Annotated in this window: 21 protein-coding genes; 11 read left to right on the top strand and 10 right to left on the bottom strand. The window is 66.5% G+C overall.

Translation table 11 applies throughout. The features are described 5' to 3' along the window. Positions 1-200: 200 nt before the first annotated feature. From AC3G88_RS02660 to AC3G88_RS02645, 4 genes are all read right to left on the bottom strand, one after another. Positions 201-1652, bottom strand: coding sequence for an efflux transporter outer membrane subunit (locus tag AC3G88_RS02660; RefSeq protein WP_488770780.1), 1452 nt, complete (start codon positions 1650-1652; stop codon positions 201-203). 279 nt (positions 1653-1931) lie between these two features. Further along, entirely contained in the window at positions 1932-2198 is a 267-nt protein-coding gene (locus tag AC3G88_RS02655) for a hypothetical protein (RefSeq protein WP_488770526.1), read from the bottom strand. A gap of 364 nt (positions 2199-2562) precedes the next feature. Beyond that, the gene (locus AC3G88_RS02650) at positions 2563-3015 is read right to left on the bottom strand and encodes a DUF4399 domain-containing protein (protein WP_488770781.1); all 453 of its coding nucleotides are present in this window, start codon (positions 3013-3015) and stop codon (positions 2563-2565) included. A 97-nt stretch (positions 3016-3112) separates the two neighbouring features. Then, positions 3113-3541, bottom strand: coding sequence for a DUF4399 domain-containing protein (locus AC3G88_RS02645; RefSeq protein ID WP_488893102.1), 429 nt, complete (start codon positions 3539-3541; stop codon positions 3113-3115). 223 nt (positions 3542-3764) lie between these two features. Here AC3G88_RS02645 and AC3G88_RS02640 point away from each other — a divergent pair, with 223 nt between their 5' ends. Then, positions 3765-5048, top strand: coding sequence for a formylglycine-generating enzyme family protein (locus AC3G88_RS02640; protein WP_488770528.1), 1284 nt, complete (start codon positions 3765-3767; stop codon positions 5046-5048). Positions 5049-5072: 24 nt separating this feature from the next. Here the strand turns inward: AC3G88_RS02640 and AC3G88_RS02635 are convergent, their stop codons facing one another. Continuing rightward, on the bottom strand, positions 5073-7259 hold the full coding sequence (locus tag AC3G88_RS02635; protein WP_488770529.1) for a serine/threonine protein kinase: 2187 nt from the start codon (positions 7257-7259) through the stop codon (positions 5073-5075). Positions 7260-7680: 421 nt separating this feature from the next. On the opposite strand from AC3G88_RS02635, the gene AC3G88_RS02630 reads away from it, so the two are divergent. The 5 genes from AC3G88_RS02630 to AC3G88_RS02610 all read left to right on the top strand — a co-directional run bounded on the left by AC3G88_RS02630 (position 7681) and on the right by AC3G88_RS02610 (position 11687). Continuing rightward, a complete protein-coding gene (locus tag AC3G88_RS02630; RefSeq protein WP_153945504.1) occupies positions 7681-7956 on the top strand; it encodes a hypothetical protein in 276 nt (91 codons plus the stop codon). 59 nt (positions 7957-8015) lie between these two features. Then, on the top strand, positions 8016-8282 hold the full coding sequence (locus tag AC3G88_RS02625) for a hypothetical protein (RefSeq protein WP_400391872.1): 267 nt from the start codon (positions 8016-8018) through the stop codon (positions 8280-8282). Between the two features lie 84 nt (positions 8283-8366). After that, positions 8367-8633 (top strand): hypothetical protein, encoded by a 267-nt coding sequence (locus AC3G88_RS02620; RefSeq protein WP_153945506.1) that lies wholly within the window; start codon positions 8367-8369, stop codon positions 8631-8633. A gap of 151 nt (positions 8634-8784) precedes the next feature. Next, on the top strand, positions 8785-9000 hold the full coding sequence (locus AC3G88_RS02615; protein ID WP_488770530.1) for a hypothetical protein: 216 nt from the start codon (positions 8785-8787) through the stop codon (positions 8998-9000). Positions 9001-9821: 821 nt separating this feature from the next. Further along, the gene (locus AC3G88_RS02610) at positions 9822-11687 is read left to right on the top strand and encodes a DEAD/DEAH box helicase (RefSeq protein WP_488893101.1); all 1866 of its coding nucleotides are present in this window, start codon (positions 9822-9824) and stop codon (positions 11685-11687) included. A 100-nt stretch (positions 11688-11787) separates the two neighbouring features. On the opposite strand, the gene AC3G88_RS02605 is transcribed toward AC3G88_RS02610, so the two are convergent. Both AC3G88_RS02605 and egtD read right to left on the bottom strand, forming a co-directional pair. Continuing rightward, entirely contained in the window at positions 11788-13044 is a 1257-nt protein-coding gene (locus AC3G88_RS02605; RefSeq protein ID WP_400391863.1) for an SUMF1/EgtB/PvdO family nonheme iron enzyme, read from the bottom strand. Positions 13045-13193: 149 nt separating this feature from the next. Next, positions 13194-14300, bottom strand: a complete 1107-nt coding sequence (gene egtD / locus AC3G88_RS02600; RefSeq protein WP_488770532.1) for an L-histidine N(alpha)-methyltransferase — start codon at positions 14298-14300, stop codon at positions 13194-13196. Between the two features lie 589 nt (positions 14301-14889). Here egtD and AC3G88_RS02595 point away from each other — a divergent pair. The 3 genes from AC3G88_RS02595 (at position 14890) to AC3G88_RS02585 (ending at position 17009) form a co-directional block, all read left to right on the top strand. Next, positions 14890-15597, top strand: coding sequence for a TerC family protein (locus AC3G88_RS02595; protein ID WP_488770533.1), 708 nt, complete (start codon positions 14890-14892; stop codon positions 15595-15597). 120 nt (positions 15598-15717) lie between these two features. After that, positions 15718-16512: a thymidylate synthase gene (locus AC3G88_RS02590; protein WP_488770534.1), complete on the top strand. Its 795-nt coding sequence runs from the start codon at positions 15718-15720 to the stop codon at positions 16510-16512. Continuing rightward, the gene (locus tag AC3G88_RS02585) at positions 16509-17009 is read left to right on the top strand and encodes a dihydrofolate reductase (protein ID WP_488770535.1); all 501 of its coding nucleotides are present in this window, start codon (positions 16509-16511) and stop codon (positions 17007-17009) included. Before AC3G88_RS02590 ends, AC3G88_RS02585 begins: the two co-directional genes overlap by 4 nt. A 66-nt stretch (positions 17010-17075) precedes the next feature. Here the strand turns inward: AC3G88_RS02585 and pmbA are convergent, their stop codons facing one another. Further along, a complete protein-coding gene (gene pmbA, locus AC3G88_RS02580; protein WP_488770536.1) occupies positions 17076-18443 on the bottom strand; it encodes a metalloprotease PmbA in 1368 nt (455 codons plus the stop codon). A gap of 48 nt (positions 18444-18491) precedes the next feature. On the opposite strand from pmbA, the gene yjgA reads away from it, so the two are divergent. Both yjgA and mog read left to right on the top strand, forming a co-directional pair. Further along, positions 18492-19109, top strand: a complete 618-nt coding sequence (yjgA, locus tag AC3G88_RS02575) for a ribosome biogenesis factor YjgA (protein WP_488770537.1) — start codon at positions 18492-18494, stop codon at positions 19107-19109. Next, entirely contained in the window at positions 19106-19753 is a 648-nt protein-coding gene (mog, locus tag AC3G88_RS02570) for a molybdopterin adenylyltransferase (protein WP_400391844.1), read from the top strand. The genes yjgA and mog overlap by 4 nt, the downstream gene beginning before the upstream one ends. A 47-nt stretch (positions 19754-19800) precedes the next feature. Here the strand turns inward: mog and AC3G88_RS02565 are convergent, their stop codons facing one another. Continuing rightward, a complete protein-coding gene (locus AC3G88_RS02565) occupies positions 19801-20682 on the bottom strand; it encodes an AEC family transporter (RefSeq protein ID WP_488770538.1) in 882 nt (293 codons plus the stop codon). Positions 20683-20767: 85 nt separating this feature from the next. Next, entirely contained in the window at positions 20768-21400 is a 633-nt protein-coding gene (orn, locus tag AC3G88_RS02560) for an oligoribonuclease (protein WP_488770539.1), read from the bottom strand. Positions 21401-21540: the final 140 nt, after the last annotated feature.

Genomic DNA, 21540 nt, shown 5'->3' with positions numbered 1-21540 from the left:
AGCCAACAGTGCAGCCTGTGGCGCGCAACCGCGCGCCAACGCGGCGACGGGGTCGGCATGCGTCGGCAAAGGGGCGGCAGGTCACGGGTAAGAACATAGTAGGCCACGCTTGGGGGGAGTCAATGCGCTGCGGCGCAGCGTTGCGCAAACGCCAGCGCCATGCGGGTTTCAGGCTTGAAACGGTTTGTGCGCCGCTGCGGCTAACGCGCCGCCTTGGACGCCGCCGCACCGGCCGGCGCCACCGCCTCGACGGCGGTGTCCACGCGGTTGTTGCGCACGTCCACGTCGGGCCAGCCGCCGCCCAGTGCCTTGTACAGCGTGACGGTATCGGCCAGGATTTGTTGGTACGCCCCCAACAAGGATTGCTCGGCGGTCAGCAGCGAACGCTCGGACTCGAAGACGTCGAGTTGCGACGCGATGCCCTCGCGCGCCTGGGCGTCGATCTGCGCGCCCACCACGCGCAGCTGGCTCACCTGCTGCTGCAGCTCCACGCGCTGCTTCTTGTGCGCATCGACATTGACCAGCGCACTCTCCACTTCCTCGAACGCGGTCATGACGGTGCGGCCGTATTCGTTCTCGACCACGCCCACGTTGGCCTCGGTCGTCTTCACCCGGGCCCGCACGTTGGGGTCCAGCATCGGCAGGTTGATGCTGGGCATGAAGCCGAAGGTGAAGGACTTCATCAGGTCGGACAGCGCGAAGCTGGCGGTGCCGCCGCGCGCGGTCAGGCTGATGCTGGGCAGCTGCGCCAGGCGCGCCTGGCCGACCAGGTCGTAGGCTGCCAGCACGCGATACTCGGCGGCGACGATATCGGGGCGCCGCGCCAGCAGTTGCGAAGGCAGTCCGGCCGGCACCACGGGCACCTTGATGCGCTCCTGCAGCTTGCCGGGCGGCACCTTGAGTTCGCCGGCCGGCACGCCGACCAGCGTGGCCAGCGCGTTTTCGGCCACGTCGCGCGAGCGCTTCAGTTCCAGCAGGTCCTTGGTCAGGCGATTGATTTCGGCCTGCTGCTGCATCACGCGGATCTGCGGCAGCAGGCCGTTGGCCAGCATGGCCTTGTAGGTGCCCAGGATGTCGTTGTTGCGCGACAGCGTATGGCGCTGCTGCGCCACCTGCTCGTCGAGCAGCAGGATCGTGAAGTACGTGATCGACACATCGGAGACCAGCGACAGATAGCCGGCGCGCCAGTCGGCCTCGGTGGCGCGAAACTCGGCGCTCTGGGCCTGCACGCCCTTTTCCACCTTGCCCCAGACGTCGATGTCCCAGTTCACGGTGCCACCCAGGTTATAGGTGCGCGACACCGGCTGCCCGGTGGTCTTGCTGATGTCCACGCCGGCGCCGATATCGAACACCGGCAGCGCCCCCGCACGGGCCTCGGCAATCTGCGCGTTGGCCACGCGGATGCGGGCGGCCAGCACCTTGATGTCGTAGTTGCCCGATAGCGCCCTGGCCACGAGCTGGTCCAGGTAGGGATCGCCAAAGCCCTGCCACCAGTTCGGCAGGATCGTCTCGGCCGGCGATACGGTGACGGACTCGTTGCGGGTCCAGGCCGCCTTGGCCGGCGTTTCGGGCCGGTGGTACTCGGGGGGCCGGAAATCGGCACAGCCGGCCAGCAGCGCCACGGACAAAGCCACGCCCGACAGCTGGGACATGCGGCGCGGAGCAAGGGCGAATGCGTTCACGATGGCTTCCTGCTTGAAACGCCATCGGACCGTGGCAGGGCGTCCTGGCGTTCGATCTGTATTGTGGGTCGGCATGCGGCAGACGCCAACCTCGGTGTGCGTGCCCGGTGAAATCGGCGGGCAAGGCAATGCGACGGGCAAGAAAAGCGCCGGGGCGGAGGTGTCCCCGGCGCAAGCTCCCCGTGCGGCGGTTGCGGCGGCGGCCGGTTGGCCGGCCTGCGCGCCGCTGCCGCCTGAACCGTACGAATATCAGGCGTTGTTCTGCGCGTACTGGTTCGTCGTCACGTTGTTGCGCATGTGTTCCTGGAAGGCGGAGCCGTTGCCGAAGTAGTTGGCCACGTCCTGCAGCTGCTGGTTCGATTGCGTGATCGTCTTGTGCGAATCGAACGACAGGCTCACCGGCGTGAAGATCGAAGTGCGCGGGGCAAACACCGCGATACCGCCGCGTACGGCCTTCAGCGCCTTGGCGTCGAGGATTTCGGTCGAGGACAGGTCCTTGATGGTCAGCGTGGTCATGATGGTTCTCCTGGATAAGGAAGGTGCTGCGTTGGGTCTGGGTGATGAGCATCGGGTTGGTGTCGCGCTCGGACCAGATATCGCAGCAAGCGTGCCAGCGCATGCCATGGCCCCGAAAAAAAACGGAGATCGTTGCAGGACAAGGGCTGGCGGGCGACCTCACCGGACCGGCCCTGGCCTGGCCGCCTGCCGGCGCCCCGGACTGTGTTGGGCCGCACCCCACCAATCCGTCGCAGCATGTTGGCGCCGCTGCAACAGCCGGCACGCCACCGTTGGGGCCGAAAAAAAAAACGGCGCACATCGCTGTGCGCCGCGCCGGAGACAGGCGGACCGCCCCGCCATTTCGCTCCGAGACTGGTGCCGGTCATTTCACATAGATCGTGATCTTCTTCGAGTAGACCGGCGGATCGGTCGGGATGTGCCGCTCGTCGCCCATCAGCAGTTGCAGCGTGTGCTTGCCCGGCGGCAGGTCGATCGTGGTTTCCGTTTCGCCCGCGCCGAAGTGCAGGTGGTTGCGGTCGTTCGGGATCTCCTTGTCCAGCGGCGGCAGGTCGACGTCGATCAGCAGGTGATGGTGGCCCGTGTTCGGATACTTGACGTCCTTGGGTGCCACGCCCATGTTGCGCAGCCCGAACCAGACCTTGATCGGCTTGCCGGCCGGCAGCGTCTGATTGTTGTTGGGGTAGCCGATATAGAGATAGGCGTTCCGGGGCGCCGGCGTGGGGCCCGACGCCGGGGTGGCGCCCGCGCCCGCGGCCGGTGCCGAGGCATGGCCGGCATGCGCGGCCGGCGCCGACGCATCGGCGGCACCTGCCATGCCCGCCGGCAGCCAGGCAGCGGCGGACAGCAACGTCATGCCCGCGAGAAGCATCGGTCTGAAATGGGTCATGGCTCCCCCGTTCGCGCCTGTGTGGCTAGCGCACCGTGATCGTGATCTTCTTGGAGTAAATCGGCGGATCGAACGGCACATGCTTGCTGTCGCCCAGCAGCAGTTGCAGCGTGTGCTTGCCCGGGGTCAGTTCGATGCGCGCGTCGGTCTCTCCCGCGCCAAAGTGCAGGTGGTTGCGATCGTTCGGGATTTCCTTGTCCATCGGCGGCAGGTCGGCGTCGATCAGCAGATGGTGGTGTCCGCAGTTGGGCCGCTCGATGCCCTTGGGGCACACGCCCATGCCCTTGAGCCCCATGCGCACCCAGAGCTTGCCGCCATCGATGACCGCGCCGTCGCCGGGCCAGATGATATAGACCTCGGCGCCCTTGGGGGCCGCCGTCAGCGGTATCGCCAGCGTCGTCCAGCTGGCCAGACACGTGGCCGCGAGCGCGTGCAGCAGGGATCGTCTGGACATGGCGGCTCCTCCCGGAGAACAGTCCGCTGCACACGGTACCCCGCGCGGGAGCGGATTCTTGGTCGATGTTCTTGATGCGCTCGGCGATGTGTCCTACAGCGTAGGTCGGCCGGCTTCAAAAAGCGAACTTTCACGCCACAAACGCTGTGCTATCTTGAAACGGCCGGTACCGCGTCACGGCAACTCCACACCGCGCAGCGCGGCGACTCTGAGGGGGGTGAATATGTGGCGGAAAGCAATCGTCGCGTCGCTGCTGGCGCTGCTGGAAACCGGCGCAGGAATCGATGGCGCGTCGCACGGGCCGCCCCCGGGCAGCGTGCGGGACCGGATCGCCCAGGCCGGCAACGCGCTGTTGCCATCGGCGACGGCCGGCATCCTGCCGAAAAACAGCGACGAGCAGTACGAACTGTCGTTCTGGGATTCGATCAAGAACAGCAACTACGCCGCCGACTACGAGGCCTACCTGAAGCAGTATCCGAACGGACGCTTCGCCGCGCTGGCCAGGTCGCGGCTCGATCGCATCAAGGCCAGTGCGCCCGCGCAGGCTGCATCGGCACCGGCACCGGCGACGTCATCAGCCCCGCCGAAGCCCGACGCGAAGGCCCAGGCCAAGGCCGAGTCCACGCCGCCTGCCGCCACCCGGCCGCCCCCTGCCCCCACGCCGCCGGCCGCTGCCCCGGGCCAGACCCGCACCCGCACCGGCGGCAACATCGCGCAGGGCACCGTGACCTTTCCGGCCGAAGGCAAGGAAGCCCCAGCGTCCGGCGCGGCAAAGCCGGCCGAGGCCAAGGGCGGCGAATCGCGCGACTGTCCGCAGTGTCCGCTGATGATCGGGCTGAATCCCGGCGCCTTCACGATGGGCAGCAACACCAGCGACCCCGCCGAGAAACCGCCGCATCACGTGAACGTGGGCCACGCGTTTGCCATCGGCAAATACGAGGTCACGGTCGAGCAATGGAATGCCTGCGTCGATGCCAACGCCTGCCCGCGCATCGCCGCCAATCCGCCCGAGGCCAGGACGGCACCGGCGCGCGACATCAGCTGGGATGACGCGCAGCAGTACGTGGCCTGGCTGTCGAAGACCACCGGCAAGAGCTACCGGCTGCCCACCGAGGCCGAATGGGAGTACGCGGCGCGCGGCGGCACCAGCACCGCATTCTGGTGGGGCGACCGGATGAGCAAGGGCAACGCCAACTGCAAGGATTGCGGCGATCCGTGGAGCGATGCCGCGCCAGCCAATGTCGGATCGTTCGCTCCCAATCCGTTCGGGCTCCACGACATGAACGGCAGCGTCTGGGAATGGGTGGCCGACTGCTGGCACAGTTCGTACAAGAACGCGCCAACCGATGGTCGCGCATGGGACGAGCCGGCCTGCACCGCGCGCGTGATACGTGGCGGCTCATGGCGCGAGGGGGCCAGTTACATGGTGTCCTCCACGCGCTTCAAGTACAGCACCAGCGTGCGGCAGTCGCAGAACGGCTTCCGTGTGGTGCGCGAGGCGAAGTAGCCCCAGGCGCGTTGTGCTGGCAGGCTACTTCGCGCGCGTGGCGATCTGCACGATGTCCGCGCTGACCTGCTCGCGCCCGTGCTTGCTGGCCATCTGCGCCAGCGGCTTTTCCAGCGCCTTCAGGTACTCCTGGCGGGTCTCGAACTCGGGGCGCCGTGCGGTGAACAGCGGCGCGGGCGTGGTAAGCAGCACCACCAGTTCGGTGCCAAACGGCTTCGAGATGACCCAGTCGCCGCTGTCGCCCACGGTCGCACTGTAGCTGGCCGGCGCCTGGTTGCCCTGGATGCGCGCGCTGGGCACCAGGTGCGCCACCTTGCCATCGGCCGAGAAATAGTCGACGTAGACATACGAGTCGTGCGGCGGCGTGTTGATGTCCAGCACCAGCGGCGCGCCCTCGGTCAGCTGCGTCCCGCCGCGCGTGCGCAGTACCGCGCCGGCGGGCTCGCCCGCCTTCCGGCTGCCTGACCAGTACGGCGCCACCAGCTTCACCACGTCGCATTTGTCGCTGGTCAGCGGCTGGGCATCGAGCTTCAGCGTGCGCACGCCCGCGATCTTGCCCAGCTTGTCGCGCAGGCCGCCCAGCGCCGGTTCGCCGACATAACCGCCCACCTGCAGCGTATTGCCGTCGATCCGGGCCCTCAGCAGCGAACACGGCGTGGCGGCGATCACCTGCGCGACGGCTTCGGGCTTGACTGGCACCGCCTCTTCCGGCGGCGCGGGCGTGGCGGACGGCGCCGCGGCCTGGGCCGGCGGTGCGCTTTCCGTCGGCGGCATGTGGCTGCGCCACAGGTACACCAGCACCCCCGTGGCCAGCGCCACGCCGGCGATCACGCTGCCCGCGATCACGGGCAGGCGAAGGCTGGTGGCCTGCGCTTCGCCGCCCAGCCCGGCCAGGAATTGCTTGACCGTGGGCGTGCGGGTCGCGCGGTCCAGCGACAGCGCCTGGCGCAGCACCTTCCACTGTCCGCGCGACAGTGTCTTCGGTGGCTCGGGCTTCAGGTTCTTTGCGCGCGCCTCCGTGGCCGACACGCGGTTGTACGGGTGCCGACCGGTCAGCAGTTCATAGCTGACGCAGCCCAGCGCGTAGATATCGTCACGCGGATCGGGCTCGCGGTGCTCGAACATCTCGGGGCTGGCGTAGGCCGGCGTCATGCCGCCCAGAGACCCCGGATCGAACACGGTCTGGTCGGCGTCGTCGGCAGGCTGCTGGAAGCCCCGCGCGATGCCGAAGTCGATCACCTTGACCTCGCCGCGATCGGTCAGGAAGACATTGGCCGGCTTGAAGTCGCAATGCACGAAGCCGCGTTCGTGCGCGTAGGCCAGCGCGCTGCCCATGCCGACGATGATCGGCATCGCCTTCGCATAAGGCAGCCCCTGGAAATCCGGCGAGCGCAGCACACGGTTGAGCGACTTGCCCTGCAGGTATTCCATGGTCAGGAAGACCGTGGGGCCGTCGCGGTCGAAGTCGTACACCGTGACGATATTGCGGTGGGCCAGCTGCTGGGCCTTGCGCGCCTCGCGCTGGAGCGCGATCAGCGATTTCGGATGCCCGCTGAACTGCATGTTCAGCACCTTGATGGCGATATAGGGCTTGCGGTCCGATGCTTCGAGCTTGCGCAGGTCGAGCGCCTTGTACACCGTGCCCATGCCGCCCACGCCCAGGCACTCTTCGAGCACGAAGCGGCCGTTCAGCGTATCGCCCACACCCTTTGTCGGACCGGACGGGATGAAGCCGCCGGTGAAGTGCCCGCTGTGTCCGCCGGTGGTGGCGCCCGCCGTGTTGCCACCCGTATGGCTGCCGGTGTTGCCGGTGCCCGTGTTGCCGGTGTACCCGCCGCCAGTCATGCCGCTGCCAGTGGTGCCGGTGAACCCCGTCGCCGGCATCGGCCGATTCCCTGGCTCAGGCTCGATGCGCGTTTCCTCGCCGGTTTCCTCGCCGGGCAGCTCGGTGCGCCCATCGCTGCGCGCATCGTGCCGCGCCGCGCCAGCGGGGTCGAACTGCGTGGCCACGTGCGAGTCGATGCGATGCATGACTTCGGCGTAGACAGCCGGCGGCAACGGAAAGCGTGTGTGCTCCTCGGAAAGCACGCGGGCAAACTGGGTGGAGTCGGTCTGATCGTCCTTCAGGGCCGTATCCACCGATGCGAGGAATTCGTCGCGGCTCAGGCTCCCGCTCTGAAAATTCCGTATGAGTTCGGTCAGGCTGGACATCCGGTGCATCCCGACATTGGTTGCCGACTGGTGGCGCTGACAAGTGGCGCTTTGGAGGCGGCACTGGAGGCGGAACCGTTGCGTCACGGCACATTGCCTTCGATGGATACTAGTGCGCACTCCGGCCATCCGCAATGCCGCCCTGTGGTCCGGCACGCCCCGGACGTTGCCGTCCGCCCGACACCCGACACCTTTCTGTTGGCGCCGCCCCATCACTCCGCGGGGGTCACGCACCCCCGCCCTGCCGGCGCGCATCGTGCGCCTTCCGCGCAAACCCTTGTCCCACAACGCTCCGCAGACTTTTTCCGTGGCCATGGCACGCGCTGGCACGCTTGCTGCGATATCTGGTCCGAGCGCGACACCAACCCGATGCTCATCACCCAGACCCAACGCAGCACCTTCCTTATCCAGGAGAACCATCATGACCACGCTGACCATCAAGGACCTGTCCTCGACCGAAACCCTCGACGCCAAGGCACTGAATGCCGTACGCGGCGGCATCGCCATCCTGCCGATCACCACCGTCTACAGCCCGTTCAAGCTGTCGGTCGACAAGGTGTTCAACGTCACCCAGTCGAACCAGCAAATGCAATCGGTGGAAAACTACTTCGGCAATGGCTCGGCCTTCCAGGACCACATGACGAACAACGTCACCACGACCCAGTCCGCACAGAACAACGTGTACCACCCGGTCTGAGCACCCCTTTCGCATCCACGCACCGCACCACCCGCACACTCGCCCATTAGGAGACTGCCATGAGCACCCTGACCATCCTCGACCTGTCCAGCACCACCACCCTCGAAGCCGCCCGCATGCAGTCGGTACGCGGCGGCCTGGGCCTGATCGCCCCGTGGACCAGCGTCTACGCCCCGGTGAAGCTGTCGTTCGATTCGCACGTCAAGATCGACCAGCAGAACCAGCAGATGCAGCAGGTGGGCAACTACTTCGGCAACGGTTCGGCCTTCCAGGACCATCTGCGCAACAACGCGACGACGAACCAGTACGCGCAGAACAACGCCTGAGTCCGCCGCCAGCGGCGGGCGCCGGCCTCGAGCCCGCCGCCCGCCGCAGACCCGACCCGCTGAATTCGCATCCAGGAGTCCATCATGTCATCGATCATCGTCCGCGACCTTGCCGTCAGCAAGGACCTCGACCAACAATCGCTGTGCGCCATCCGCGGCGGCACGGACTGGTTCGGCAAGATTGCCGCCGCCGGCCCGCTGGTCAACGTCAACATCAACCAGAGCGTGCAGCAGTTCCAGCAGGTGAACGTCGCCGCCTTCAACAACAACAAGATCGTCGGCGTCGACTTGGGCCACCTCGCGCTCAACGTCAAGCCGACGCAATGGGGCGGCAACCTGGCAGTGGCTTGAACGCCGCGCGTCCAGGAGCGGTCCTGTCGCGTGCCCGGCGCATGCGACAGGACCGCTCGCCTATACTGAATCGGGCCCGCGCCTGCCCCGGCGCTGCCCGACCGGTGCCATTCCGGCCGGCCGCGGCAAGGCCCGCATGCTGGAGATCGCCATGGCAGTCATCGTCATCAAGGATTTGTCGGAAAACATGGACCTCGATCGCGAGGCCATGACCGCCATCATCGGCGGCGCGCGGCTGGCCGGCAGCTACCGCTGGCAGGCGCACCGACGCCCCGCGCTTACGCGGCTGGTCCAGTATCCGGAGGGATTCCCCGGCACCTCGCAGGTGGCAGGGCAGGCGCGGGAGACCACACCCGTGCGCAAGTAGACCGGCACGCCAGCGGCACGGGTCGCATCACAAGAAAAAGCCCGCCAAGCAATTGGCGGGCTTTGGTTGCGGACGGGCCCGGACTTCCTGGGTCTGCGTCACCGGCTGCTTCCGGTCATTCCTGTGCCAAGCATGTTTCCCATGGATTCCGCCCATGAAGCGGACGCCCATCCGGACCACCCGGACAGTCGGAGGAAACCTGGCGGTGGCATCAATGACCGCAATGCCGGAGCCGAGCGGCAAGCGAACCTTGCCAAAGGCAATGTCAGCGGGACTGTTTATCGTCCGCCCCGTACGGGCATCGATGCCCGCGTCTGGAGTATAGGCACCGGGCCCCGACATGCAAGCGATGCCCCGGCCGCTTTCATTTACGTTTGCTTACGATGTTCCGGATATTTCCCGCTTGCGCGGTGCAACAAAAAATTCAGCGTTCTGCTATACTGCGCGCCGTGAGTTTCGCACTGTGAGTCCCGCACCGCGCCGTCCGGCAATCTGCCGTGGCGTATCCGCTACCTCCCAAGATCTGCTCCCTGCCTCTGTCATCACACGAAGTATCAGACAGGTGCCTGGCCAGAACGCACCGCTCACCTGACGCTGCCTCGTCTCCGATCCTGATAACAGCCCGAATTGCTGTTTGCCTGCCAGGGATAATCGGCCGGTTTGCTTGAATCGCCTGCCGCCCCCTGCCTGCCGCCGTCTTGCCAGCTGAGTCTGTCGAACGGCCTACCGATTGGCGCCGAAGCCTTTTTAAGACTTTGCACTTGCGCCCACCCCTTTGCGCACAATGCCCTGGGGTGCCATGCATATTTAATACGTACGACATGACCCAGCACGAAGACTTCCGTGCGGAGCAACCTTTTGCTTCCGCCGCCGACACCACTGCCACGCCCGCCGCTGCCGTGAGCCCGCTCGACAAGCTCGACGCCATGCTCAATGCCGATGCAGCCCCGGCCGCGCAAGCGTCGGACGCACCGGAAAGCGGTTTCGCAAAGCTTGGCCTGGACCCCGCCATCCTGCGCGCCCTGGCCGAAGCCAACTACAACAACCCCACCCCGGTCCAGGCCCAGGCCATTCCCGCCTTCCTGGCTGGCCGCGACCTGCTGGTCTCGAGCCAGACCGGTTCCGGCAAGACCGCCGCGTTCATGCTGCCGGCGATCCAGCGCATCAGCGAAAAGCCCGCGCCGAATCGTCCGACCGAACCGGCCAAGCGCATGAAGGGCAAGCGCCCCCGTCCGGCCGCCGCCCAGCCGTCGCTGCTGGTGCTGACGCCGACGCGTGAACTGGCCCTGCAGGTCACCGAGGCCGCCGCCAAGTACGGCCGCCATCTGCGCCGCATCGTGTGCGCCAGCATCCTGGGCGGCATGCCCTATCCGAAGCAGCTGGCCATGCTGTCGCGCATGCCGGACATCCTGGTGGCAACGCCGGGCCGTCTGCTGGACCACATCGAAGCCGGCCGCATCGACTTGTCCGCGCTCGACATGCTGGTGTTCGACGAAGCCGACCGCATGCTCGACATGGGCTTTGCCGACGATATCGACGCCATCGTGGCCGCCACGCCGGCATCGCGCCAGACGCTGATGTTCTCGGCCACGCTGGACGCCCGTATCGGCCAGCTGGCGTCGCGCCAGCTGCGCGACCCGCAACGCATCGAGATCGCCGCCGCGCGCGCCGACCACAGCAACATCGAGCAGCGCCTGCACTTCACCGACGACATGTCGCACAAGGAGCGCCTGCTGGACCACCTGCTGCGCGATTCGTCGCTGAAGCAGGCCATCGTGTTCACCGCCACCAAGCGTGACGCCGATTCGCTGGCCGAGCGCCTGTCGGACACCGGCTTCGCGGCCGGCGCCCTGCACGGCGACATGACGCAAGGTGCGCGCAACCGCACGCTGACGGCCCTGCGCCGCGGCAACCTGCGCGTGCTGGTGGCTACCGACGTGGCCGCACGCGGCATCGACGTGCCCGATATCACCCACGTGGTGAACTTCGACCTGCCCAAGCAGGCGGAAGACTACGTCCACCGTATCGGCCGTACGGGCCGTGCCGGCCGCTCGGGCATCGCCATCAACCTGGTGAACCATGGCGACATGTTCCAGTGGCGCCGTATCGAGCGTTTCACGAACCACCGCATCGACGCATCGGTGATCGAAGGCCTGGAGCCGCGCCGTTCGCCGAAGCCGCGTTCGAACTTCGGCGGCAAGCCGGGCGGCCGTGACGGCTTCCGCGGCAACAGCGGCGGTGGCTATCGCAGCGGCAATGGCGCCGGCAACGGCGGCGGCTACCGTGGCAACAACGGCGGCAACCGCGAAGGCGGCGAACGCAGCTTTGGCGAGCGCCGCTTCAGCAACGACGGCAACCGTGGTTTTGGCGACCGGGGTAACGGCGGCGGCTTCGGCGACCGTGGCAATGGCGGTGGTTTCGGCGACCGCGGCGGCTTCGGCGACCGCGGCAACGGCGGCTACCGTGGCCAGGGCCAGGGTCAGGGCCAGCAACGCAGCTTCGGCGACCGCAGCTTCGGCGGCGAGCAGCGTTCGTACGGCAACCGCGACGGCCAGCAACGCGACGGCAACCGTGGCTTTGGTGGCGAGCGCAGCTTCGGCGACCGCAGCTTTGGCGACCGTGGCGGTGATCGCGGCGGCTTTGGCGGCCAACGCAACGGCAACAGCCGTTCGCGCTACGAGCGTTGATCGCTGATCGCTGATCCCCTGCCGGCCAGCCGGCCGGTGGTGGAACGCAAGAAAGGCACCCTCGGGTGCCTTTTCTCTTTTCTTGTTGCCGCGCGTTCGTTCACATCGCGCACGTCCGGAACCCGACGAAGGACACATCGTCCTCGGGCAGCAGGGCCGTACGGGCCCGCACATGACGCAGGCGCGACGGGCTGGCGAACGACACCCCGCGCACGGCCTGGTGCGTGCCGAAGCGGCCGATGATCTCGCCATCGGTCGGCTCGGCGGCAAAGCCCAGGTACGGCTCGTACGGGGTAGCCGTCCATTCCCGCAACGTGCCCCATTGCAGCCCGCGATTCTGCACGGCCGCCAGCTCCCATTCCACTTCCTGCGGCAGGCGGCGTCCGGCCCAGACGCACCACGCCTGGGCCTCGAACAGCGTGACGTGCCGCACCGGCTCGTCGGGATTGAGGGTGCGCTCCGTGCCGAAGCGCGACGCCACCCAGCTGCGGCTGACCGCATGGCGCGACCAGTAGCGGGGCGCCGAACGCTCCTGCGTCATCAGCCATTGCCGGCCGGCGGCCGACCAGTACGACGGATGCTCGTAGCCGCGATCCTCCACGAATTCCAGGAACTGGGCGTTGGTCACCAGCGCGGCGTCCATCTCGAACGCGGGGACGTAGACCTTCTGCGCCGGCAATTCGTCGGGCCAGGCAAAGCCGTCGGCTTCCGGCCAGCCCTGCGTGAAATTGCCACCGGGAAAGTGCAGCGTGCCCGCAGACTGCACGGCCGCCGCCGGCGAGATCGATGCCGGCTCGACCGGCGCTACTTCCAGAGCCTGCAGCAGCGTGGCCACTGTTTCGCCCTGCACGTCCTCGTAGTACAGCGCGCGGCGGAACGGATACAGCGTGGCGTCGCCGTCGTCGGGCAGCAGCGCGATGCGCCGCAGCAGACCGTCGAGCACCTGCGTGGCGTATTGCTTCACCACCGCCACGTCGGGCAGCGCGATCTCCCAGCGTTCATCCGGACCGATCCGCTCGGGATCGAACCATTCGTCCGCACCATCGAGCAAGGACGGCTCGCTGGCCACCGGCAGGCGGATACCGCCCTGCTCCAGGTGCCGCACACCGCGCAGGCACCACCATTCGGCGTGCCAGGCGATATTGCCGAGCGTCCACAGCGGCGGATTGGTGTCGTACTGACGCTGCACGGTCCAACCCTTGCGGGTCACGCCGAAGGCACCCAGCCACGCGAGCGTGCGGTTGCGCGACTCCACCAATGCCTGTGCCAACCCCTCGCGCGGCAGCCGGCGCGCGTCAGGCCAGGCCGCCGTGCCGCCGGTGAAGTGGAGATCGGGAAGCATGGAAAAGCCGCTCATCGAGGTATCCGTGACAAAGGGTGGGAATCGGTGCCGGCCGGGCCGGCTGCGCGCATTATGACACCGCGCGCCAACGCGTTCCGCCCCCCCGCCCTTTCACCCTGTTGGCGGCGCGGCTTACCGCCAGCCTTTCCCCTTCGTGCCGATCGTCAGCCGCGCGCGTGAAATACGGCGAACCAGCCGCGCGGATCGGTCCAGCTGACCGGGTCGGTAAAGCCGGCCGCTTCGAGCAGGATCGCGAAGTCATCCGGCCGATACTTGTGCGAGTCCTCGGTATGGATGCGGTCGCCGGCCGCGAACCGCCGTTCGCCGTTGGGCCAGCGCACGGTCACATCGCGCTCGGCCTGCAGATGCATCTGGATGCGCGATGCCTGCGTATCGAACGTGGCCGCGTGACGCCAGTCGGCCAGCGCGAAGTCGCTGCCTACGATGCGGTTCACGTTGCGCAGCACGTTGCGGTTGAACGCGGCGGTCACGCCCAGGGCATCGTCATAGGCTGCCACCAGCGTGTCGGCGTCCTTGTACAGGTCCACGCCGATCAGCACGCCGTCTCCCGGGCCCGCCGCAGCCCGCAGCCGCTGCAGCAGCGCCAGGGCGTCGATCGGGGCGAAGTTGCCGATGCTGGAGCCCGGATAGAAGAACAGCCGGCGGCAGCGCTTGACGCTGGAGGGCAGGTCGAGCGGCCCGCACAGGTCGGCCCCCAGCCCCAGCATCGGGATCTGTGGATTCTGCTGCTGCAGCGCGGCCAGCGTGCCGCGCAGGAATTCCACCGAGATATCGAGCGCCACGTACTGGGCCGGCTGCAGGCTTGGAAACAGGCGCGCCGCTTTCTGGCAGTTGCCGGCGCCCAGGTCGATCAGCACGCAGCCGCTGCCCGCCCGTGCGGCGATGGCGGGCGCGGCCGTGGCAAAGATCGACGCCTCGGTGCGGGTCGGGTAGTACTCGGGCAGGTCGGTGATGGCCTCGAACAGCCGGGAGCCCAGCACGTCGTAGAAGAACTTCGGGCTGATGCGCGCCTGGCTGAGGCGCAGCCCTTCCTCGATCTCGGCGCGCAGCGCGCCGTTGTCCTCGCGGTATTGCTGCACGAATTCCGGGTGCGGGACCACCCCGGGCCGAACATGGCCGTTGCCGACCACGATGCGCGGCTCCGGCGCCATGTCCGGCGTAGCGTGGCCGTTCTGATGATGGGAGTTGTTGCGGGAGTTGTTGCGGGTCGAATGGGTGTCGGGCGTCTGAAGCGTAGTGGGGGCCGGCATGACGTTTCCTTGTTGTCGATGGGCACTACGGTGAATCCCTCTCAAAGCGGCGGCGCCGGCATCCGATGCTTGCCAGCGGTGGTCAGGGGTGCGCGCCTGTCAGGTCTGGTGCACACCTGCCGAACCGATCCAGATAGGATAGGTGCATATGCTTATGCGTGCGTGGCACGTTGCATCACTTTACAAACTGAATCGCACGGCATTCATGTCTTGAACTTGATACATACAAACCCCACCCCGGCAGTGCAACATTTTTTTCGTAGTTCCCTTATAATCGCCTCCAACGTGATCGCCGGAGCTTTCCGGCGGCCACGATCCCTTCCAAAGAGGGAAGTAAAAGGGGAGTAGCTTGGGGGCATCCGATGCCCTTAGCACAATCGTCATTCCGAGACGCATCGCTCGTCTCCGGTTGTGCTGACCCTGGCGCGCATTCCGCGCCAGTCAGTCGAGCAAGACCTTTGCACACCTGGTTTTTACGGTTTGCAAAGGCGCCCCCGATCACTTCCGGCGCTCGCTGTAAATCCCAGGTGCAACAAAAATCCCTTGCTGGCTCGATGGCCTGCAGCTTTTTCGTACCTGAGGAGCGTACATGGAGTGGTTTACCGATCTGTTCACGATGCAGTTCCTGACAGCCCTGCTGTCGATCGTCGTCATTGACCTGGTCCTGGCTGGCGACAACGCCATCGTGATAGCCCTCGCGGCGCGCAACCTGCCGCCGCACCTGCAGAAGAAAGCCATTGTCTGGGGCACCATCGGTGCCGTCGTGGTCCGTTCGGCCATGACGATTGGCGTGGTCTGGCTGCTCAAGATCCCTGGCCTGCTGCTGGTTGGCGGCCTGGCGCTGGTCTGGATCGCCTACAAGCTGCTGGCCGCCGAGAACGACGGCGACGAGCACGGCGCCGGCGCGGCCACGCTGATGGGTGCCATGAAGACCATCATCATTGCCGACGCGGTGATGGGCGTGGACAACGTGCTGGCCGTGGCCGGCGCCGCCCACGGCAGCTTCCTGCTGGTGGTGCTGGGCCTGCTGATCAGTATCCCGATCGTGGTCTGGGGTTCGAGCCTGGTGCTCAAGCTGATGTCGCGCTATCCGTCGATCATCTACATCGGTGCCGGCGTGCTGGCCTTCACCGCCGTCAAGATGATCCTGGGCGAGCCGATCACCAAGGCCTTCTTCGAGGCACAGCCCGCCATCAAGTGGGGGCTGTACCTGGTGATCATCGGTGGCGTGCTGGGTGCGGGCTACCTGACCCAGAAGCGTCGCGACAGCAGCCAGAAGCCGGTGGAAAGCCACTGACCCGGGCTGACCGCAATTGCCGGGAAACGCAAAAGGCCGCCTTCGGGCGGCTTTTTGCTTTCAGGCTAAAATCCCCGCTTTACGGCCCGCAAGCCGACATCACATTTCTACCCCGCGCCGATGAAACAGTACCTCGACTTCATGCGCCATGTTTTCGAGCATGGCACCGAAAAGTCCGATCGCACCGGCACCGGCACGCGCTCGGTGTTCGGCTACCAGATGCGCTTCGACCTGAACGAAGGCTTTCCGGTCGTCACCACCAAGAAGCTGCACCTGAAGTCGATCATCCACGAACTGCTGTGGTTCCTGCAGGGATCGACCAACATCAAGTACCTGAAAGACAACGGCGTCACGATCTGGGACGAATGGGCCGACGCCAACGGCGAGCTGGGCCCGGTCTACGGCTACCAGTGGCGCGCCTGGCCAACGCCGGACGGCCGCCATATCGACCAGATCAGCGAGGTGGTGCAGCAGATCCGCAACAACCCCGACTCGCGCCGTCTGATCGTGTCGGCCTGGAACGTGGGCGAGATCCCGCAAATGAAGCTGCCGCCCTGCCACGCGTTCTTCCAGTTCTACGTGGCCGACGGCAAGCTGAGCTGCCAGTTGTACCAGCGCAGCGCGGACATCTTCCTGGGCGTGCCGTTCAATATCGCCAGCTACGCGTTGCTGACGCACATGATCGCGCAGCAGTGCGACCTGGGCGTGGGCGACTTCGTCTGGACGGGCGGCGACTGCCACATCTACAGCAACCACTTCGAACAGGTGCAGACGCAGTTGTCGCGCGCGCCAATGAAGCTGCCGACGCTGAAGATCAAGCGGCGTCCCGACAGCATCTTCGGCTACCAGTACGACGACTTCGAACTGGTGGGCTACGAATCGCACCCCGCGATCAAGGCGCCGGTGGCCGTATGACGCTGCTGACCCTGATCGTCGCGCGGGCGCGCAATGGCGTGATCGGCCGCGACAACACGCTGCCGTGGCGCCTGCCCGAGGACCTGCAGCATTTCAAGCGCACCACGCTGGGCGCGCCGATCATCATGGGCCGCAAGACCTGGGATTCGATCGGCCGGCCGCTGCCGGGCCGCCGCAATATCGTGGTGAGCCGCAACCCCGCCCTGCACCTGGAAGGCGCCGAGGTGGTGGGCTCGCTGGAGGACGCCCAGCGCCTGTGCGTGGGCGTGGAACAGGTGTTCCTGATCGGTGGCGCGCAGCTGTACGCGGAGGCCCTGCCCAGTGCGGATCGCCTGATCGTCACCGAGATCGATGCTGACGTGGAAGGCGACGCCCACTTCCCGGCCATCGACCTGTCGAAGTGGGTGGAGGTTGCGCGCGAAACCCACCATTCGGCGGCCAACGCGTTCGACTATGCGTTCGTCACCTACGAACGCCCGCCGTCCGGCGAGGAATGACCCCACCCGTCCGACCATGAAAAACGGCGCCCTCGGGCGCCGTTTGCGTTTGGCCGAATGCCGGAATCAGTTGCCGGCAATCGTCATCTGCTCGATCAGGATCGACCCGGTTTCCTTGGTGCCGCGCACCAGCGCGTCGGCGCCGATACCAACGATCTGCCTGAACATCTCGACCATGTTGCCGGCGATCGTGATTTCCTCCACCGGGTACTGGATCACCCCGTTTTCCACCCAGTAGCCCGACGCGCCGCGCGAGTAGTCGCCCGTCACGTAGTTCACGCCCTGCCCCATCAGCTCGGTCACCAGCAGGCCGGTGCCCATCTTCTTCAGCATGCCGGCGAAGTCGTCGCCCGGTTGCGTCTTCGAGCTGGTCAGCGTCAGGTTGTGCGAGCCGCCCGCGTTGCCGGTGGTCTGCATGCCGAGTTTGCGCGCCGAATAGGTCGACAGGAAATAGCCCTGCACCACGCCGTCGCGCACCACCTGGCGGGCCTGCGTGCGCACCCCTTCCTCGTCGAACGGGGCGCTGCCCATGGCGCCCGGCACGTGCGGCTGCTCATTGATCTGGATATCGGGCGAGAACACGGCCTTGCCCAGCGAGTCGTACAGGAACGTCGACTTGCGGTACAGCGCGCCGCCCGACACCGCCTGCACGAAGGCGCCGAGCAGGCCGGCCGCCAGCGGCGCCTCGAACAGCACCGGGCACTTGCGCGTGGACAGCTTGCGGGCATTCAGGCGGGCCAGCGCGCGCTCGGCGGCATAGCGGCCAATGGCCTCGGGCTCGGCCAGCGCCAGCGGCGACCGCTTGGACGAATACCAGTCGTCGCGCTGCATGCCGCCGCCGGACCCGGCGATCGGCGCCGCCGAGATGAAATGGCGCGAATACGGGTAGCCGCCCACGAAGCCGCGCGACGTGGCCAGCACGAACTGCGAATGCTGGGCCGAAACGCTGGCGCCATCGCTGTTCTTGATCTTCGGCGACACCGCGAACGACGCCGCCTCGGCACGGCACGCAATGTCGATGGCACCCTCGGCGTCGATGTCCCACGGGTGGAACAGGTCCAGATCCTGCGGGTTGCGTTCGAGCAGCCCTTCCTCGGCCAGGCCCGCGCAATCGTCCTCGGCCGTGAAGCGGGCGATGTTGTACGCCGCCTCGGCCGTCGCGCGCAGCGCCTCCGGCGAGAAATCCGACGTGCTGGCATTGCCGCGGCGCTGGCCGATCATGACCGTCACGCCCACCACCTTGTCGCGGTTCTGCTCGATGGTTTCCACCTGCCCCTTGCGCACCGTCACCGACAGGCCACCGCCTTCGGAGATCTCCGTCGCGGCATCCGTCGCGCCAAGTTCGCGTGCCACGCGCAGCACATCGGCCGCCATGGCCTTGAGCTGATCCTGGGTATAGGTGAAATGCGCGGTCTTTTCGGCAGTCTGGCTCATATGGGCGGGCGTGATCAAAAGTCCAAACGGGAATCATAGCAAGATAAAATGCCGGCCATGACGCGAAATACCCGTAACAACTCCAACGGCCGTTTCCCGGGCGCCTTTGCCCCGGAAGACGACGACGACCTGCCCAAGAGCAAGTCGCAGCGCAAGCGCGACATGACCGAGCTGCAGGACCTGGGCGCCGAACTCGAGGCACTGGCCAAAGACCGCCTGGCGCGGGTGCCGATGCCAGAGTCGCTGGCGGACGCCATCCACGCTGCCCGCAAGATCACCAGCCACGAAGGCAAGCGCCGCCAGATGCAGTTTGTCGGCAAGGTCATGCGCAGCCTGGACGACGACGAAGTGGCCGCCATCCGCGCCGCGCTGGAAGGCTTCAAGGGCACCAGCAAGGCCGAGACCGCCAAGATGCACCTGATGGAACGCTGGCGCGAACTGTTGCTGGCCGACGACGCCAACCTGACCAGATTCCTGGGCGAACACCCGGGCGTGGACGTGCAGTCGGTCCGCAACATCATCCGCAACGCACGCAAGGAAAAGGAACTGGGCAAGCCGCCGAAGTACTACCGCGAGCTGTTCCAGGCCATCAAGGCCGCACTGGAAGGTGGCGATGATGGCGACGAAAGTGCCGCAACAGACACCCCAAAGGAACCCGACGCATGAATCCGCCGCTGACCGCCCCCGTTTCCCGTCACCACCCCGACGAACTGGTGGTCGGCTTCGTTTCCATCTCGGACCGGGCGTCGTCCGGCACGTACCAGGACGAGGGCATCCCGGCCCTGCGCGACTGGTTCGGCAAGACGCTGACCTCGCCGTGGCAGGCCGTGGAACGGCTGATTCCCGATGAGGCGCCGCTGATTTCGCGCACGCTGATCGAACTGGTCGACGTGGCCGGATGCGATCTGGTGCTGACCACCGGCGGCACGGGCCCGGCCCGGCGCGATGTGACGCCCGAGGCCACGCTGGCCGTGGGTACCAAGGAAATGCCGGGATTTGGCGAGCAGATGCGACAAGTGAGCCTGCACTTCGTGCCGACGGCCATCCTGTCGCGCCAGGTGGCGGTGATTCGCGAAACGCCGAGCCGGGCGGCGCTGATCGTCAACCTGCCCGGCCAGCCCAAGGCCATTCGCGAGACCCTGGAAGGCCTGCGCGACGTGGAAGGCCGCGTGATCGTGCAAGGCGTGTTTGCGGCGATGCCCTATTGCATCGACCTGATCGGAGGCCCGTATGTGGAGACCAACGAAGCCATCGTGAAGGCGTTCCGGCCGAAAAGCGCGCTGCGCGCGAAGCCGAACCCGACGGTCTGATCGGCCGATGCCGATGACGCCCTGCCCCACCCGGCGCAGGGCGTTTTTTATTTCAGCCCCAGATACAGCCCGATCGGCACGAACACCACGGCGGCGATATTGCCGAGCAGCACGATCGACGCCACCTGGTCGGGTTCCTGCCGGAAATGATCGGCCACCAGGAAATTCAGCACTGCCGGCGGCAGCGACGCGAAGACGAACAGCAGCCCGCGCTGCAGGTCGGTCATCGGCACCCACCATGCCAGCAGCAGCGCCACAGCAATACCGGCCAGCGGGCAGACCACGGCGCCCAGCACGCCCATGCCCCAGTTGCGCAGGCTCACATCCTTCATCCGCACACCCAGTGCGAACAGCATCAGCGGCACCGTGGAATCGCCGAGCAGCTTGATCGATTCGTAGACCGGCCCGGGCAGCGCAAATACCGGTTTGGCCAAGGACAGCGCCACGCCGGCCACGGTGGCCAGCACCATCGGATTGCGCGCGATCTGCGCCATCGACGCCTGCCGGTTCACGATTTTCATGCCGATCGTGAAATGCATCAGGTTCGATGCCGCGAACAGCGCCGCGGCCGGCGCCAGGCCCACCTGCCCGAAGGCAAAGACCGACAGCGGCAGCCCCATGTTGCCGCAGTTGTTGAACATCATCGGGGGCACGAACGTGCGCGGATTGGCGCCGCTCATACGGGCCACCACCCAGGCCAGGACGCCCGAGCCGATGACCACGGCCACGGCGCAGGCCAGCAGCACGAGGTGATCGGCCAGCACGAAATCCTTGCTGATGAATGCCGATACCACCAGCAACGGCGCGATCACTTCGAGCATCGCCTTGTTGATGCCCGCCATGTCCGGATGGGCACGCCGCCCGTATATCCACCCGATCAGGATGATCAGGATGACCGGCGTGATGATCGAGACGATGCGCGTGAACATGGCAGGGGCGAGGCTGGACGGACTCAGGCGGCGTGGCCGGTCCGTCGTGGAGCCCGCCCGCCGGGTTCTTGTTCTTGAGAGGGTGTTACGCGGCGGGGGCGGCGGGGGCGGCAGGTGCTGCCGGTGCCGGCAACGTGGCGGCCGCTTCGGCCGGCGTCTTGATGAAGTGCTGGCGGTAGTAGCGCAGTTCTTCCACCGATTCCAGGATGTCAGCCAGCGCCGTGTGCAGCTGACGCTTCTGGAAACCCTTGTGGATGGCGGGCTCCCAGCGTTTGCACAGTTCCTTGAGCGTCGAGACGTCGAGATTGCGATAGTGGAAGAACGCTTCGAGCTTGGGCATGTAGCGCGCCATGAAGCGGCGGTCCTGGCAGATCGAATTGCCGCACATCGGCGACTTGCTGGCCGGCACCCAGCGTTTCAGGAAGGCCAGCAGCTCGGCCTCGGCCTGGGCTTCGGTCAGCGTCGATGCCTTGACCTTGTCGATCAGGCCCGAGCGGCCGTGCGTGCCCTTGTTCCAGTTGTCCATGCCGTCGAGCACGGCATCCGACTGGTGGATCACCAGCACCGGCCCCTCGGCCAGGATGTTCAGTTCGGAATCGGTAACCACCACCGCCACCTCGATGATGCGGTCGGTATCCGGCTGCAGGCCGGTCATTTCCATGTCCAGCCAGACAAGGTTGTTTTCACTTTTGACGGAGGATGCGGCGGGACTTGTCATCTGGCGGTACGGCTCGATATGGGCTTGGAAAAGGAATTGCCCCGGATCGGCGGGTGGCCGGGGGCGAACAATTTATAATTCTCGCATATCTGCCCCGGATGGCATGCCGCGCACTTCGGCTTTCCCGTTGCTGCGCCGCG

The organism is Cupriavidus sp. 86D6 (genome assembly GCF_057815095.1).
The sequence above is the reverse complement of the archived record's forward strand: the minus strand, read 5'-3'. Positions and strand labels throughout refer to the sequence as shown.

Bases quoted from the DNA above. Each gene is read 5' to 3' on its own strand.
- AC3G88_RS02660 (WP_488770780.1), bottom strand. From the start codon at position 1,652: ATGTCCCAGCTGTCGGGCGTGGCTTTGTCCGTGGCGCTGCTGGCCGGC.
- AC3G88_RS02655 (WP_488770526.1), bottom strand. From the start codon at position 2,198: ATGACCACGCTGACCATCAAGGACCTGTCCTCGACCGAAATCCTCGAC.
- AC3G88_RS02650 (WP_488770781.1), bottom strand. From the start codon at position 3,015: ATGGCAGGTGCCGCCGATGCGTCGGCGCCGGCCGCGCATGCCGGCCAT.
- AC3G88_RS02645 (WP_488893102.1), bottom strand. From the start codon at position 3,541: ATGTCCAGACGATCCCTGCTGCACGCGCTCGCGGCCACGTGTCTGGCC.
- AC3G88_RS02640 (WP_488770528.1), top strand. From the start codon at position 3,765: ATGTGGCGGAAAGCAATCGTCGCGTCGCTGCTGGCGCTGCTGGAAACC.
- AC3G88_RS02635 (WP_488770529.1), bottom strand. From the start codon at position 7,259: ATGTCCAGCCTGACCGAACTCATACGGAATTTTCAGAGCGGGAGCCTG.
- AC3G88_RS02630 (WP_153945504.1), top strand. From the start codon at position 7,681: ATGACCACGCTGACCATCAAGGACCTGTCCTCGACCGAAACCCTCGAC.
- AC3G88_RS02625 (WP_400391872.1), top strand. From the start codon at position 8,016: ATGAGCACCCTGACCATCCTCGACCTGTCCAGCACCACCACCCTCGAA.
- AC3G88_RS02620 (WP_153945506.1), top strand. From the start codon at position 8,367: ATGTCATCGATCATCGTCCGCGACCTTGCCGTCAGCAAGGACCTCGAC.
- AC3G88_RS02615 (WP_488770530.1), top strand. From the start codon at position 8,785: ATGGCAGTCATCGTCATCAAGGATTTGTCGGAAAACATGGACCTCGAT.
- AC3G88_RS02610 (WP_488893101.1), top strand. From the start codon at position 9,822: ATGACCCAGCACGAAGACTTCCGTGCGGAGCAACCTTTTGCTTCCGCC.
- AC3G88_RS02605 (WP_400391863.1), bottom strand. From the start codon at position 13,044: ATGAGCGGCTTTTCCATGCTTCCCGATCTCCACTTCACCGGCGGCACG.
- egtD (WP_488770532.1), bottom strand. From the start codon at position 14,300: ATGCCGGCCCCCACTACGCTTCAGACGCCCGACACCCATTCGACCCGC.
- AC3G88_RS02595 (WP_488770533.1), top strand. From the start codon at position 14,890: ATGGAGTGGTTTACCGATCTGTTCACGATGCAGTTCCTGACAGCCCTG.
- AC3G88_RS02590 (WP_488770534.1), top strand. From the start codon at position 15,718: ATGAAACAGTACCTCGACTTCATGCGCCATGTTTTCGAGCATGGCACC.
- AC3G88_RS02585 (WP_488770535.1), top strand. From the start codon at position 16,509: ATGACGCTGCTGACCCTGATCGTCGCGCGGGCGCGCAATGGCGTGATC.
- pmbA (WP_488770536.1), bottom strand. From the start codon at position 18,443: ATGAGCCAGACTGCCGAAAAGACCGCGCATTTCACCTATACCCAGGAT.
- yjgA (WP_488770537.1), top strand. From the start codon at position 18,492: ATGCCGGCCATGACGCGAAATACCCGTAACAACTCCAACGGCCGTTTC.
- mog (WP_400391844.1), top strand. From the start codon at position 19,106: ATGAATCCGCCGCTGACCGCCCCCGTTTCCCGTCACCACCCCGACGAA.
- AC3G88_RS02565 (WP_488770538.1), bottom strand. From the start codon at position 20,682: ATGTTCACGCGCATCGTCTCGATCATCACGCCGGTCATCCTGATCATC.
- orn (WP_488770539.1), bottom strand. From the start codon at position 21,400: ATGACAAGTCCCGCCGCATCCTCCGTCAAAAGTGAAAACAACCTTGTC.